This window comes from Klebsiella aerogenes KCTC 2190 (assembly GCF_000215745.1).
GTDB classification, from domain to species: Bacteria; Pseudomonadota; Gammaproteobacteria; order Enterobacterales; family Enterobacteriaceae; genus Klebsiella; species Klebsiella aerogenes.
In genome coordinates, this window is sequence record NC_015663.1 from 1,913,891 (window position 1) to 1,929,288 (window position 15,398).

At 51.1% G+C, this 15,398-nt stretch carries 11 protein-coding genes, 1 tRNA gene and 4 pseudogenes; 6 read left to right on the forward strand and 10 right to left on the reverse strand.

The features are described 5' to 3' along the window. The first annotated feature begins 91 nt into the window (after positions 1–91). Positions 92–424, forward strand: coding sequence for a hypothetical protein (locus EAE_RS09225; protein WP_150377924.1), 333 nt, complete (start codon positions 92–94; stop codon positions 422–424). 29 nt (positions 425–453) lie between these two features. On the opposite strand, the pseudogene EAE_RS25210 reads toward EAE_RS09225, so the two are convergent. Then, a pseudogene (locus EAE_RS25210) lies at positions 454–639 on the reverse strand (hypothetical protein); the annotation flags it as partial. 6 nt (positions 640–645) lie between these two features. Between EAE_RS25210 and EAE_RS09230 the strand changes: the two are divergent. The 5 genes and pseudogenes from EAE_RS09230 to EAE_RS09250 form a co-directional block, all read left to right on the forward strand. Next, positions 646–960 (forward strand): annotated as a pseudogene (locus EAE_RS09230) (IS3 family transposase); the annotation flags it as partial. A gap of 764 nt (positions 961–1,724) precedes the next feature. Next, a complete protein-coding gene (locus tag EAE_RS09235; RefSeq protein WP_190972353.1) occupies positions 1,725–2,297 on the forward strand; it encodes a hypothetical protein in 573 nt (190 codons plus the stop codon). A gap of 40 nt (positions 2,298–2,337) precedes the next feature. Continuing rightward, positions 2,338–3,477 (forward strand): MFS transporter, encoded by a 1,140-nt coding sequence (locus EAE_RS09240; protein WP_015704136.1) that lies wholly within the window; start codon positions 2,338–2,340, stop codon positions 3,475–3,477. Then, complete coding sequence (locus tag EAE_RS09245; protein WP_015704137.1) at positions 3,450–4,679, forward strand: 8-amino-7-oxononanoate synthase family protein; 1,230 nt, start codon at positions 3,450–3,452, stop codon at positions 4,677–4,679. Before EAE_RS09240 ends, EAE_RS09245 begins: the two co-directional genes overlap by 28 nt. A gap of 50 nt (positions 4,680–4,729) precedes the next feature. After that, positions 4,730–5,929, forward strand: coding sequence for an aromatic amino acid transport family protein (locus EAE_RS09250; protein WP_150377923.1), 1,200 nt, complete (start codon positions 4,730–4,732; stop codon positions 5,927–5,929). Positions 5,930–6,373: 444 nt separating this feature from the next. Here EAE_RS09250 and EAE_RS09255 read toward each other — a convergent pair. The 9 genes and pseudogenes from EAE_RS09255 to cutA all read right to left on the reverse strand — a co-directional run bounded on the left by EAE_RS09255 (position 6,374) and on the right by cutA (position 15,371). After that, positions 6,374–7,379: pseudogene (locus EAE_RS09255) on the reverse strand (IS110 family RNA-guided transposase). A gap of 205 nt (positions 7,380–7,584) precedes the next feature. Further along, positions 7,585–8,568: an alpha/beta hydrolase gene (locus tag EAE_RS09260; protein ID WP_015704140.1), complete on the reverse strand. Its 984-nt coding sequence runs from the start codon at positions 8,566–8,568 to the stop codon at positions 7,585–7,587. 177 nt (positions 8,569–8,745) lie between these two features. Continuing rightward, positions 8,746–8,892 (reverse strand): annotated as a pseudogene (locus EAE_RS25215) (integrase); the annotation flags it as partial. 49 nt (positions 8,893–8,941) lie between these two features. After that, the gene (locus EAE_RS09270) at positions 8,942–10,198 is read right to left on the reverse strand and encodes a tyrosine-type recombinase/integrase (RefSeq protein ID WP_015704141.1); all 1,257 of its coding nucleotides are present in this window, start codon (positions 10,196–10,198) and stop codon (positions 8,942–8,944) included. Between the two features lie 195 nt (positions 10,199–10,393). Next, a tRNA-Phe gene (locus tag EAE_RS09275) sits at positions 10,394–10,469 on the reverse strand. Positions 10,470–10,583: 114 nt separating this feature from the next. Next, positions 10,584–12,671 carry a DUF1176 domain-containing protein gene (locus EAE_RS09280; RefSeq protein ID WP_015704142.1) on the reverse strand — a complete coding sequence of 696 codons (2,088 nt, stop codon included), beginning with the start codon at positions 12,669–12,671 and terminating at the stop codon, positions 10,584–10,586. 65 nt (positions 12,672–12,736) lie between these two features. Beyond that, a complete protein-coding gene (locus tag EAE_RS09285; RefSeq protein WP_015704143.1) occupies positions 12,737–13,312 on the reverse strand; it encodes a transcriptional regulator in 576 nt (191 codons plus the stop codon). Positions 13,313–13,347: 35 nt separating this feature from the next. Then, positions 13,348–15,072, reverse strand: coding sequence for a protein-disulfide reductase DsbD (locus tag EAE_RS09290; RefSeq protein ID WP_015704144.1), 1,725 nt, complete (start codon positions 15,070–15,072; stop codon positions 13,348–13,350). Next, complete coding sequence (gene cutA / locus EAE_RS09295; protein WP_015704145.1) at positions 15,048–15,371, reverse strand: divalent cation tolerance protein CutA; 324 nt, start codon at positions 15,369–15,371, stop codon at positions 15,048–15,050. The genes EAE_RS09290 and cutA overlap by 25 nt, the downstream gene beginning before the upstream one ends. Positions 15,372–15,398 lie beyond the last annotated feature (27 nt).

The following is a 15,398-nucleotide window of genomic DNA, read 5'->3' on the forward strand; positions in this document are numbered from 1 at the left end:
TTTTGCTGTAAAAATGTAACAATTACCATTGTTATTTGTGTGGATTTAAACACGTTCAGAACAAAATACAAACAGACACAGACGATAAAAAATGAATTTTGGGAATATTCCTGTATTAAAAAGAAAATTCTTAGGGGGTTATTACTTGTCAAACATCGGTTCACAGCTGGTTAACCGCATGGCGTTTGGGCTGAAGAAAAATGAATATCTGTTCGGTAGCGAAAGCCTTGATCTGCCTTGTATTACCCGATTTATTGATTGGTTACGGAGTATACCCTCTTCTGCGGTAAATGATTTGACTATGGACCCACTACATCAGGCGCTGGTCAATGTTACGAGAAGACGGCAAAAAAAGAGTGAAGTATGGCCGCACCACAGTGTTAATTGCGGCGTGTATAGCTTCATGGGACCAGCAAACCCTTAAGGTTTGATAGCCCCAGCTAAAGTATCAATTTAATCAGTGTACCACTGCCTCATCTCCCTTCTCCCATCCAGATACTGAGCGAGGTTATACGTCCCACGATTACTGTTTTTATTCACATGAGCGAGCTGCATCTTGATCCAGGCTGTATTAAAGCCCTGCTCATGCAGGATTTTACTCATTGTGTGCCGGAATCCATAACCGGTTGCCCTGCCAACAAACCTGTTTTGTTGCATGACAAACCAGAGCGACCAAAGCGTGAACATAAGGGCAAAATCGCGGTGGCAGAAAGCGATATGCGCTGGTGTTCAGACGGCTTCGAGTACGGCTGCGACAATGGCGAAAAACTGCGAATAACGTTCGCGCTGGACTGTTGCGACTCTGAGGCCATAGACTGGGCAGCAAGCACAGGAGACTATGATAGTTCGATCGTGCAGGATGTGATGCTGAGGTCGATGGAAAAGCGCTTCGGCAACAGGTTGCCTGACACAGCGGTGCAGCGGCTGACGGATAACGGTCAGTGTATAGCCGCTCTCCAGGATATGCCAGATGAGTGGAAAGACCAGTACCGCAAGGATTCGGACGATATTCGCAAGCCAGGCCTGAGCATCAGCGATTATGTTCAGCATAACAGGCTGAATTAACCGCTTCCCGTCCTGTTCAGCGGAACACGGGGTTGTCTCATAGACAGCTCTGAAGCGTACCACTTAAGATAAGCGACTTATTCCCGGTGCTATTGCAGAAATTACGTGACCAGACAGGAATGGTTGTTACGCATTAGACATGTGGTATCGTAGCATTGAAGTCAACCATCTCAGGATCCTGCAGGACGTGATTGGTTGTAATCTGCGTCCCGGATAAGCAGCTCGCCCTTATGGGGTGCGGGTTTTCTAATGTGAGCGCTGAACATATATAATGCAATCTATTCCCGCTTTCTTTGCTCGATAAAGTGCATCATCCGCAGCTGGAATAATAATTAGAGGCGATAGCTGTGGTAGCTGAGAAAGTGCTGCCAGATGGTCTGTTTTCGCTAGCCTCTCTACCTGAGCAGGCAACCAGAAGAAATATCAGGGTGAAAGCGAGTAGTCTGATAGATTTCATGAAACGACCATGTCTTTACGTTAACCATATTATACGTTTGCGTACAGTCATATTCACGTCAATGAGATTTGTTTATACACCATGAAATTTCTATAGTGTACTGATTATAAATATAATTTCAAAATTTGCATAAAAATATATTGAAATTTAAAAAAAATAACGTTATCTTTTAGTACAGTTCGAAGCGATGCAAGGAATGTGCATGCCTTTCCTGTTACAAACACCGTCGGCCCTGATTTGGCGAAGGAATGATGTCTTAGGCCATCTTCTCGTTCAGCGCGCGGACTCGGTTATTATCACAGAAGTGAGTCGGGTTTTAAACTCAGTAATGCTGTATCAACAGCTTATCAGCAATGTTCAGTGGCCGTTGCCTCACTACAATGGTTCAAAACTGCTGATTCTATTGCAGCCAAAATCTGCTCCAGGTAAAGCGTGTTATATTGCTGCGTTCTCCTTCATAGTTCTCTTTATTAATCGTCTGATTTCCCATGTGCGGCTATCACCGCGTTACGGCCGGGAAATGTTCTCCCGTACTGCAAGTGAATTGCTGCGCCTCTCTCATGGCAACCTGAGTCACGCCTCGTTGCCAAACCGACTTAGCTTTCAAGATATGTCGATAACGGAATCTGCGATGAGTCGGGTAGTATATTGCTCTCTGTTGCGTAATATTTTGCTTACCGGTTCGCAACTTTGTCCTTTACGAAGCTGGCTTTTTATTATAATTGGAATCGATACTTGTTCACTCGTAAAAAATCAGCGGACTGTTGATAAATAATAATTTCATGATTTAATTAATCCCAATGGAATAGTTTATTATGTACAGGATATACTTATATCTTATTCTCGCCGCATCGGTTTCCGCACTGGCGACAGATATGATCGTTCCAGCGCTGCCCTTGTTACAAAAAGCGTTTAATACCGATTATTCAGCTATACAGTTAACCATTAGTGGTTTTCTGGTGATATACGCGGCTAGTCAGTTACTGTCAGGATTTCTCGGTGAAAGGCTGGGTAAATTACGAATACTGACGGCCAGCTTTTTGCTCTTCCTGGCGGGAAGTCTCCTCTGCTTTATGTCCGACAGCTTAGAGATGTTGTTGGCCGGCAGGGCATTACAGGCTCTGGGTGCCGGCGCCGGGCCGGTTCTGTCCAAAGCCATCGCCAAAGAGACGTTTTCCACATTAACACTCAAGCGCGCGCTTTCCGATATTTCTTCCGCCAGTGCAGTCGTCCCTCTCATTGCGCCACTGGCTGGCGCCGCAATCCTCGGCTATCTGAGCTGGAACACGATATTCCTTGTCATGGCCCTGTTTAGCGTCGTCACCCTTCTGCTCTCTCCGCGTCGCCTCGTGCATCATGACGTGGCTACAGTATCCTCATCTTCCGGTTTTATCGCCCCGGCATTTATTCAGGGAACGCTGCTGGTTTCGCTGATCCTGAGTTCGCTGTTTTGCTATATCTCACTGTCGCCGGCCATCTTTATGCAGCAGCTTGGGCTAAGCACCATACACTACTCGCTGCTGTTCTCTGCTTCCGTATTATTTTTTATTATTGGTAATCAGCTCGCAAAATTCGAGCGAATAATTAATCCGTGGTTTTTGTTTGGCATTAATGCACTGTCGGTCTTACCCTTTATTATCGGTAGCCACTCGCTGATATTGTGCATCGCCGGATCGATGGTTTTCAACCTCACGCTTGGCGCCTATTACCCGAGCGCGAACTTCATCGCCCTGCAAATCAAAGGGACAAAAACAGGTATTGCGGCTTCTGTCACCGGATTTATTCAAACGGTGAGTGCCGGTGCCATCAGCTATTTCGCCGTAAAACTGACGGATACCGGTATGGGTTTTGACAGAACCCTCGGCATGAGCACGTTAACACTGGCAATTTTATCTCTTCTGGTAGTCACTACAATGAAGGTAACACAATGGAAAACTGGCAAAAAAGGAAAATAGACAGGTCATTAAAATATCAGACCAGGGTATTTTCCGAACATATTAACGAACTGGTCGCAGTAAAAAGGGAAGGTAAGGTCATTACCCTAGACGATGGCAAAAAAATGGTGGAATTTGTCTCATGCTCTTACCTTGGGCTGGAGACCCACCCGGCGCTGAAAAAAGCGGTTGTCGATGCCATTGAACGTTTTGGAGTTCAGGTTTCTGTCGCAAGAACGCGGGTTAAAGTCGATCTCTTTCCGCAGCTGGAAGCGCGTCTGAACGAAATCATGCATGGGGCTCATACCCTCACGTTCAACGCGGTGACTCCCTGCCATATCGCGGTGCTGCCGCTGCTGGCATCCGGGGCGTTGCCGCATTTTACGTTCAGTAAAAAACCGTACTTTATTATGGAGAAGACCGCGCACGCGACGTTGCAGATCAACCGCGGACTCTTACAGCAGTTTGGCGAAGTCGTCAGAATTGATTTCCAGGACAAGACGCGGATTGAAGAGGCTTTTCGCTATGCGGCCAGCCAGGGACTGACACCGATCTCGGTATCAGATAGCGTAGGCTCAATGGGTGGTGTCGCCCCTGTCGCACATATCGTCCGCCTGGTGCATCAGTATGACGGCTTCGCCTATATTGACGATGCGCACGGCACCTCGATCTACGGGGATTATGGTTCGGGATATGTCATGTCATGCCTCAACCATCTGCTTGACGAGCGTATTATTATCGCCGGATCGCTGTCCAAAGCTTTTGGCTCACACGGCGGATTTATCGCCTGTCGGGAAGCTGAGACCATCAACTTTATTAAAACCTACGGTACTACCTACGCCTTTGGAGGACCACCGTCATTACCGGGGATTGCCGCATGCGTCGCCGCAGCCGATCTCCACCTGGACGGCACCGTCACAGCCCGTCAGGAGAAGCTACAGAACGTCATTCGTTATTTTGACGAAGTGTTCGGCGGGATCGAGATAGTAAACAGGGGGACAACAATGCCGATTCGGGGGATCCTGATAGGTAACGAAGACCTCGCCATTACGATGTGCAAAAAACTGCACGATCGCGGCTTCGCCACGACAGTGGCGATGTATCCAACCGTTGAGGAAGGACACGCCATTCTGCGTTGCGCATTGTCAGCGCTTCATGAGAGCGGGCAAATCGACGACTTCCATAAAAACTTCAGCGAATCACTGGCTGAAGCTACAAAATAAATAGCTACTGCCGGCCTGCTTCGTCAGGCCGCTTACGGACACTCGCTCATATGAAAGGAACAAATTTCCCGCTACGGGGAACGTCTCTTATGGTGGCGACCATTATCGGTGGAGGCATGTTCGCGTTGCCGGTTGCTTTCGTCCACGTGTGGTTCATAAAGGGCCTTCTGATCCTGTCGGTAACAGGCATATTGATGCTGATCACAGGGTTGATCCTCGTTGACATTACGATGCGCTTTCCTTCTGGAGCTAGTTTTCATACCTTCACCCATACCCTGCTCGGACCTGTTGCCAGCGTTTTCATTGGCGTGGCTTTCTGTTTCGTACTCTATTTACTAACCTACGCGTACATATCAGGCGCAGCATCAATATTGTGGGATCTCCTTCCTCCCGATATTGCAGGCCGCAGCTGGCTGCCAATCATTTTGTTGTCGCTAACGACCTCGCTGATTCTGTGGGCAGGTGGCAGATTGCCCGGTATCCTCCTCTCCGGCCTTATCGCCGCCAAATTCACCCTTTTTCTCCTGCTGTTCGCCGGTGCCGCAGGAGGCGTAAAAGTGCTCAGATTATTCGACTTCCCCGGCAGCCCCCCGCTACAGTATTATCTACCGATCGTACCGGTCTGCGTTATCGCTTTTGGATTTCATGGCAGCGTTCCCTCTCTGACAAGAATGTACCGGGGGGATAATCATCGTGCGGTCCTCCGCTCTCTCTATTACGGTTTCGCCATTTCGTTAACTGTCTACGCCTTCTGGCTGACGCTCACGATGGGCGCGCTCACGCCTCAGGCTATCCGGAATGTCAGCGATGAAGGCGGGAATATTGGCGCCTTTATTACGGCCCTCAATATCCACCGGACCACCTCAGCTACCAGTCTGATACTGGTCGCATTTGGCTGTATTGCCGTTTTAGCTTCACTGATGTCGGCTTCAATCGGCTTAAGTGATTATCTTGAGGATACACTGAACAAAATTAACTGTCAGTGCTCACGCCCGCTGGCAATATTTCTGACTTATTTTCCTCCTGCATTGGCCTGTATTATTGCTCCGCAAGGTTTTTTGTCTGCCTTGTCCTATGCAGGTATATCACTGGTATTATGGAGTATTATACTCCCCCCTTATTTACTCATCAAAGCCAGGCGTTCCACTCTACCTCTGGTATACAACTTCCCGGGAAATAATTTCCTCCTGAAAATAATTATTGTGATCGGAGTCATAGTCTGGCTATTAATTATTTACTCTTTTCTTTAATAAAAACCTGTCTCATTCACAACTGACTTTGCAAGGAAACTATTATGTCTTTTATTACACTACGTACCGGGGGCTGTCGCGCAGTCATCTTTGATAATAAGTCTAGTCTGCCCGACTGTCAGTGCCGCACCATCCGTGACTCAGGATATTCACGTTCAAAAGGGGCTCCGTTTGGGGAGCGGAATCTATGGTTACTCCCGTTTTTGCAACACCGATTTTGACGATAAGTTGGCTTGCTTGAATCTATCCGGCGTCTGAATGGGATTTAATTCCCGCGCCCCGAGCCCAATGAGTTCCGCGCCTGATGAACCTCCAGAAAATATACGGCTTCGATGAGCCTTTCCGTTTTACAAGTTCCTCAACAGGCCGGTGGGCCGTTTGTATCATCAATAATCAGTATCCTTAAAACCAGATGAGTGATTGTTTAAACTGGTGTATTTACCGCTATGCTTCGTAAGTCTGTTGTCGTGTCGTCAGTACCCAGGCTATTCTGGCCAGCTTGTTTGCCAGAGCACAGGCCACAACAAAGTTACTTTTTCGACACAGTAACTCCCTTACCCAGTCGGCCAATTTACCAGACTGGTGTTCCAGTTTTTGTATGAATACCCTGGCACAATGAACAAGCAATGCTCGAATCTTTTTGTTACCTCGCTTGCTGATGCCCAGCAATGTTGTCCGGCCACCAGTGCTGTACTGACGGGGAATCAACCCTGTTGCTGCAGCAAAATCACGACTACTACTGTACTGCTTCCCGTCACCAATCTCAGTTGAAATGGTACTTGCCGTTAGCGTTCCGACGCAGGGAATGCTCAGTAAACGGTTCCCGACTTCATCCTCGTCCAGTTTTCGTTTCAACTGAGATTCCAGGTCCTTAATTTGTTCAACAAAGTAATGATAATGCTATTGTAATTTCAGTAATAACTGGCTGAGATATTGAGGTAAGTCACTATCCTCGAGAATAGTGCTCAGCCGGCTAATAACGGCAGTGCCGTGCGGCACACTGATACCAAATTCCAGCGGAAAAGCATGCATCTGATTGGTTGTTTTAATCTTAAACTGAACGAATGATTCACGAACGCGCTGCAGAGCCCGCATTGCCTGTTGAAACTCCGATCGAGGTTGAACGAAACGCATTGATGGGCGAGATGCAGCCTCGCAGATGGCTTCGGCGTCGACGAAGTTATTTTTGTTGGTTTTAACGAATGGGCGGACAAATTGTGGTGATATCAGCTTTGGAATATTGGCCAAACTCGGTTAATCTTCGCGCCATAAAATGAGAGCCGCCGCAGGCTTCCATTGCGATAGTCGTGGCCGGGCATGTTGCCAGAAATTCGATCAGCTTTGGTCTGGTATACTTTTTACGATAAACAGCTTTGCCGTGGCGATCCTGGCAATGAATATGGAAGAAATTTTTACCCAGCTCGATACCAATGAGCGCAATGTTTTCCATGATGGTTCTCCGATTGTAAGCCTGTCCTCAGCATAGTACCGGGGAGGAGGGAGTGATCATCTCATTAAATATCCTGCGTTAAGCCTGTTTTTTGAGCTGGCATGACGGGCCCGTTGTGTACGAGAAGCAGACGAATGCTTTAAAGCATTCTGAACTCTTTAAAAGTAAATCGTTTTTTGGCAGGACACCGGGAGCAGAGCAACAGTTACTTTTCGGGAAAAGGTGAGTTGTGGATCAGGAAATGCTCAATCGAGTCGATTAAACCGGGAGCTAAGGGGAGCGAGGGTTCAGCGTATGTCGCGATATTCGCCCTGCGATCGTCCAAAGCCACCTCTTTCATAACATGGTTCATATTGGGCAGTATAACCAGGGACGCTTGAGGGTTCGCGGCCTTAAGCAGTCTTGCATCCGTTTCTTCCACCTGAAGATCGCGTAGCCCTTGTAGCACTAACACGGGTCTGGAAATACTCGAAATGAGATGACCCGGATTATATGAAAACGCATTGATCAAAAACCCCTGAACCGCAGGATTAAAGAGACTTTGCAGTGCTGGGTGCATATTCGTAATATCGACTCGCCGCCGATGCTCAAGAGCATCAATTATCGACAGTGCCTGCTTTAATAGCATTTCGTTTTCCGGATTAGCGTTAAGTTGCCCCCTCAACACCTGGCCCATCGGCCTCCCGGGCGTTGCGATAAGAACCACGCCGCCCACATCCTCTTCCTGAGCCGAAGCAAGTGCGACTACGCCCCCTTCGCTGTGTCCTAAAACCCAAATACAGGGAGTGTGCATGTGACGTCTAAGCACGTCTACCCAGGATCGAACGTCGTCAACATAATCAGCAATCGTCACCGCATTGGCATCCTCTACGGCCATTGCGCTAGCGAACATTCCACGTTTGTCGATACGAAGCGTCGCAAAGCCTTTGGCAGCCAGTCCTTCAGCAAGAAGTCGGTAAGGCGAAGCATTCACACCAAGCGGGTTGTTTCCATCCTGATCGGTCGGCCCGGAGCCAGGAATGATAAGAACAACAGCGGTTGGTTTTGAATTCGGGGTGAGTAACGTACCTTTCAAAGGGCCTTTTGGCCCTGCGGCATCCAGGACAGTTTCGGAAAAGGTCACCGGTACTGCCGCCAGACTCACAAATGGGCAAGCGTTCAAAAGGGTAATGGAGGCGGCAATTTTCATCGGCGATGTTCCTGTAAAATTAAGCGTACCCGGCAATTTATATTATAAGTATGGCTTGCTCTCCATTGATTAATACATCAGCGGCGTTAGAAAAGTACGCTCCTGGCACAGAACTGCTGTCAGATTAGGTTTAGATCTGTGCCATAGCTGTGTCAGGTAAAATCTGAGCTAATTCAATTATGCTATTTTTTCAATGCTATTTGTCAATCCATCAAGATAGTCCGCATACCACCGCATCATTTCCCGCCGTCTGTCCAGATATTGTGCTTGGTTACTGGTTCCGAGAATGCTTTTTTTATCCATGTGAGCGAGTTGCATCTCGATTCACGTGTTTTGAATTCCGCATTTTCCTGATTGGTTTTGATGCGGGCTGCTATCGAGAATGGAGTTTTGCGAAGTCAAACGGGCTCACTGTTTTTTCCTCATTTGCATCCAGAAAATCAGCCCACCACTGCAGCATCAGTCTGCGTTCATCCAGAAACTCCGCTTTATGGATATAAGCCGCACGTACGCCATTTCGTTCCTGATGGCTCATCTGGCGCTCCACTGCATCTCTCGACCATAATCCTGACTCAATCAACGAACTACAGGCCATTGCCCGGAAGCCGTGACCACAGACATCGATCTTTGTATCGTAGCCCATCAGGCGTAATGCGTTATTCACCGTATTTTCACTCATGGGTTTCCAGGGATTATGGTCGCCAGTGAAAATCAACTCATATTCACCGCTGATGGTGTGGATCTGCTGCAGAATATCCAGTGCCTGAGTTGAGAGTGGTACCAGATGCTCTGTACGCATTTTTGAGCCACGATGGGAATACTTTACCCCCTCAATAGGTTTCCGCTCAGGAGGAATGGTCCACATGGCTTTCTTGAAGTCGATCTCAGACCACCTGGCAAAGCGTAGTTCACTGGAACGGATGAAGATGAGTAGGGTAAGTTTAGTTGCCAGTCGGGTGAGAGGTTGCCCTCTGTATGCATCCAGTCGTTCAAGTAGCTCTGAAATGCGATTTAAGGCGAGGGCAGGGCGGTGCTGGCGTTTCACCGTCGTTAAAGCGCCAGCCATATCAACGGCAGGGTTATAGGTGATAATGCCTGACTGGGCAGCATAGCGCATGATTGCAGTGATACGCTGCTGAAGGCGCGCTGCAATCTCATAGATCTCTTTGGCTTCGGCTGCCTTTACTGGAACAAGTAAATCGGGAGTTCTGAGGGTGGTAATGTCACGTGAGCCAATAAAGGGAAACACATGAGTTTCGAGGCTTTTCAGTATTTTCTCACTGTGTGAATCTGACCATTTTTTGTTGCTCTTATGCCACTGCCTTGCGATGCCTTCGAATGTCTGAGCTGTTTCAGGCACAGACTTTTTGATCCGTTTATGTTCGCACGGGTCAGTTCCCTCAGCTATCAGCTTCCTCGCCGTATCGCGTTTTTCCCTTGCTTCTGATAACGAGACTTCTGGGTAGACGCCCAGAGCGAGCGTTTTTTCTTTGCCCAGAAACCGGTAACGCAGTCGCCAGTAGCGCGAGCCGTTAGGGTGAACGAGCAAAAACATGTTGCCGCTGTCGGCAAGTTTATAAGGTTTTTCATCCGGTTTAGCTGCACGGATTTTAGCGTCAGTGAGCGCCATTGTCGGGGTCTCCTGATAGTAAATGGGGTATAAATTTTATCGAATCAGACTATACCCTCAGTTGTACCCTCGCAAGGGACTTGATGCGGGTTGAAGTTGATTGAGTTGGGTGGAGTTAAGGGATTGTAGAAGTGTTGATTTGTGCGGGCTTAGAATGCAAAAACGGACCTCCGTGGAGGTCCGTTGATATGAATTTGGTGCCCGGACTCGGAATCGAACCAAGGACACGGGGATTTTCAATCCCCTGCTCTACCGACTGAGCTATCCGGGCAACGGGGCGCATTAAACCGTAATCCGCCCACTGCGTCAATGAAATTTCTCTATTTATTGTTTGATTGCTTATCTTTGCGGCAATTCTGCGTCAAAAGGCGCGTTTTGCTTAAAATCACATCACTCCGTTATCGCCTTCGCGAACTTTCCAGCCGCTGGTGATGGCGATGGCATGGCGTTTTCCGGAGATGTCGTAATCGCCAACGAGCTCTTCGTCATCCCGTGGCGAACTGATGGTTAAGATCGCATCCACTCCATGGCGGTAAGCGCCATGATGGCTGAAAATCGTGCCGATAAAGCATTTATCGTTGAGCCATACCGGGATCCACGCCACCGTTTCGACAGTATAGTGTCCTGCAGCGCCGCCATAGTAGCTGTCCGCATCGTCTTTCGCAGTGCCAGGCGGGATCGGGCAAATCGGCTCATCGTTATCGTCAGCAGATTTATCCTTTAGCAGGCTACCTTGCATGACGCCCAATGACTTCAATAAGCCAGCTCTATCTTTATCGTTTAAGGCGGGGGTGGGGGCCTGCTCGTTTTCCGCAGCGCTAATGATATTGAGGTTATAACGGTAGCGGATGGTGATGGCCGGCGTCAGGTCGCTCTGGTTGAACGGACGCAGCAGATAGAGATTATCTTCCCCAAACACGCCGTTAAACCACAGGGCGTAAACCTGGCCGTTGATTCTGATCCAGCGGCCCCACTGGTTCGCTCCGCGATCGTTAATAGAGTAAAGGGCGCCGGGCACGCCGGCATCGAAGTTATCGTCGTCATTGCTGTCGGCATTGTTCACCGACTCAAAGGCGCTATCACCGCGTTTCAGCACACCGGTATAGCTGAACAGGCCGGTGCCGCCAACATAGCTATCGATGATGAGATCGCGTTTGCCGTCGCCGTCGAGGTCGATAAGCGTGAAGCTGACTTTGCCGTTTTCCGAATCGGCGCTGATATCGGAATGCAAAAACGCTTGCCATTCATCGTCGCTGATATCCGCCGCTGGCTTGGTCGTCGAGACCGGCGCGTCGTCGGCATAGGTGAGGGTAAAGTGAGTGACGTGGCCTGTGAGCGGGAACTGTTCCGCAATGTTCTCTAGCGCGAGTTCCGGGTTGCGTTTTTGCTCTTTTAGTACCGCATCGTGCAACGTCTTCAGCGCGAGTATGTCGGCCTCTCGTTGCTGACGGGGGATAACTTTGCTAACAAAGGTGGGAAGCTGCCAGGTTCCGCCTGGGGTGATTTCCCGGCACATGCCGGTACTGTACTTGAGGCTTTGCACAAAGGTTTTGCCATCCCACACACGTTCTTCCCCGTTAACGCAGTCGGCGACGCCGCGTCCCTTGTTGAAGAAGGTAATTACGCCATCGTTATAGCTGGAGGCATCAGTGGTTATCAGCTGTGGCCTGGCGGCCTGTGTGTTATCGACAACCCACATCGCGTAGCCGTCGTTATAGGCGGCGCGCCAGCATAGAGTCTGCAGCAGCGAGTGATTTTTATCCAGCGGGGCGACGGTGATCTGCCGTTCGTTGGCCGGAATTTCGGCGTTTTGCCAGTCATCACACTGGCGGTTGAGCGTGCTTTCCAATTGCGGCAGCCATTTCTGCTGTTGTTTCGCATTGAGCGCAACGGGCTGGGCGTTGTGAATAAACGACGCGCTCAGGATCTCCGGTGCGGGAATGGCGCGCAGGACGGTGCTGCCGTCACCGCCACCTTTACGTAACAGCGCATCGGCGGTACCGATCCGCTGCTGGAATTCATCGATCTTGAGGAACACCGCGCTGCTGCCCGCGTTAGACAGCCGTTTGCGCTGGCCATTGAGCGCCAGCTCGATTTTAGCGTTTTGCTCCAGGGCGGTAATAAGCGCGCTGGTTTGCGTACTGTCAAAATGAAAATGGCTGTCGTCGATAGCCTCAAGCGCTCCGCGATCGTTATCGTTGATAAACAGATTTACGCTGGCATCTGGCGGAATATCGTGCTCGGTCTGCGCAAACGTGACCTGCGCGGTTGCCTGCCGCCCGGGGCCGGCGCTACGGGTCAGCAGAACGCTGACTTCGCCCATTGTCGCGCCATAGCCCGCCGCCCGGCAGGTGCCGGTATTATCGCAGGCGACTTCCCAGTCTTTGTAGGCGAAAGAGAAACCGCGAGGAGGGGCGGCCATCAGCGAGGTCGAACAGAGCCCCAGTACGGCGGCCCAGAGAAGTGGACGCATAGAAATCCCTGCCACAGAAAGTGTCAGGGAATTATATGCGCCTTGCAGGGCTTGGGAAATCCGAATTACGTGAGCGCGCCGCCCATCCGGCAGCGGGCAAAGCGCAGGATATCTTCCGCCAGACGATGGGCGGTATCGACGTCGGCCTGGCTACGTTTGATCAGCATGCGGCTCAGGCAGCCTTCGACGATTAATTCCATCTGCTTGGCGACCATTTCCGGATCATCCACCTCAAGCTGAGTGAGCAGCTCGTGCGTGTAGGCCAGCGAAGCCTGCTTCTGCTGTTCCGCTAACTGGTGAATTGGGTGCTGGGCATCCGGGTAAAAGGTACAGGCGGCGATAAACAGGCAGCCGGGATAACGGTGGTTGCTGACGCATTTGGTCAGTGCGCTATAGCGCGCCAGCAGCTTTTGTTCTGCGCTCAGCGTCTCATCCAGCAATAGCTGGCGACGCCAGGCGTCTACCTGCTGGCTTAAATAACGCAGGGCGTCATAGAGCAACGCTTCGCGGTCAGGCCAAAAACGCTTGAGGTCATCAAGCGGATATGCGACGCGGTCGGCGACCATTTCCAGCGTGGTGTTGGCGATACCCTCGATTTCGAGAATTTGTATGGCTTCACCCAGGACATCTTCACGTTGCACGGTAGTCTCCTCCATTTATCCTCCTCAAGTGTCGTTCACGGTTGCCAATCGCGCAAATGGGCGCTGAATGCCGCGGCATCCATAAACCCGGTGACGCGCTGCGCGGGCTGTTCTTCTCCCTGCGCGTTGAAGAACAGAATCGTCGGCAAGCCGAGCACCTGTAAATGTTTCAGCAGGGCCGCGTCTTGCGCGCTGTTCTTGGTGACATCCACTTGTAGCAGAACGGTCTCTTTTAGGGCCTGTCGCACTTCAGGAGCGCTAAAGGTATATTTTTCGAACTCTTTACAGGCCACGCACCAGTCGGCATACAGATCGAGCATGACCGGTTTCCCTTTGGCCTGCGCCAGCGCCTGGTTGAGTTCATCAACGGTGCTGACGCGGGTAAATTCCAGATGCGCCTGCTGCTGGACAGCCGGCGCGCCAAAGGCCCAATCCTGCAGCGGACGCGCGCTAACCAGCGCAGCGCCCAGCATGACGATTTGCACCAGCCGTAGCCACGGTTTGCTCGCGCCAAGCGAGGTAATAAACGCCCAGCTAAAGAAGGCGACGCCAAGCAGCGACCACAGGCGTAAACCCCAGGCTTCGCCAATAACGCGCTCCAGTAAAAAAACCGGCAGCGCGAGGATCACGAAGCCAAACGCGGTCTTGACATGAGCCATCCACGGCCCGCTCTTTGGTAGCAGACGGTTACCGAACACGGTCACCAGGATCAGCGGCAGCCCCATTCCCAGCGCGTACAGATACAGCGTGCCGCCGCCGAGCCACAGGTTACCGCTTTGGGCGATATACAACAGAATGGCGCTAAGCGGGGCCGTAGTGCAAGGGGAACAGATAAGCCCGGCGATAGCGCCCATTGCAAACACGCCGCCCGGCGAGCCCCCCTGGCGCTTGTTGCTCATTAGCGTCAGTCGGGTTTGCAGTGATGAAGGCAACTGCAGCGTAAACAGGCCGAACATCGACAGCGCCAGCGCGATAAATACCACTGACAGCCCAATTAATACGTAAGGGTGCTGCAGCGCGGCCTGGAATTGCAGACCGGCGGCGGCCACGACCAGACCCAGCGCGGTATAGGTTACCGCCATCCCCTGGACATAAATAAATGCCAGCAGCAGGGCGCGCGCCGTCGATAAGCGCTGTTTACCGCCGAGGACAATCCCGGAAATCAGCGGATACATCGGTAAAACACAAGGCGTAAAGGCGATGCCGATACCAATCAGCAGCGCCCATAGCGCCGAAAATGGCAGCGACGCGGGTTCCGCGCCGGTCTGGCTGCCGCTGGCCGGGAGCGTGGCGGACGCTGAAGGTTTGGCCGCTTGCGCCTTGTCGGAATCGGCGAGCACCGGGCTGAGCGGCACGACTTTGGTCTCCGGCGGATAGCAGAACCCGGCGTCGGCACAGCCCTGATAGGTGACGGTCAGCGTGGCTGCTTTGCTGGCTTGCGTGAGAGTAATCGGCAACGTCAGGCGCTGACGATAAATTTCGCTTTTGCCATAAAACTCGTCTTCATGCCATTCGCCAGGCGGTAGAGAAGGTTCGACGATCGCCGCGTCCTTTGTCGTCAGCGTAACCTGCTTACGGTAGAGGTAGTAGCCATCCTTGATGCGCCAGCTCAGGTTGAGGTCGTGTTGATTCTGCTGAAAGTCAAAGGCGAAAGCCCGATCGGCGGGCACGAAGTTTGAGCGCCCGGGGGCGTCAAACAACCCGGCGCTGGCGGATGCGCTGCACAGTAGCAGGATCAGCGTAATGATGCGTTGAGCCATGAGAGGTAATCGTTGTCTCCGTGAGTAACCGGCAGGACCAGTAGTTCGGGGGTTTGATACGGGTGATGGGACTTCAGGCAGTCCAGTAACGCCTGCTGATGGGCCTGATTGGTTTTGAGCAGCATCTGGACTTCATACTCCTGCTCAAGCTTTCCTTCCCAGTAGTAGAGCGACGTCGCTCCCGGCAGGATGGTGGCGCAGGCGGCGAGTTTTTCCCCGAGCGCTTTGGCCGCCAGATCCTGGGCGGTCGCTTCATCCGGCGCGGTACAGAGTACAACAACAGCATCAGGCGTAGTCATCGTGAACCTCGTATCAGCGAAAAGAGG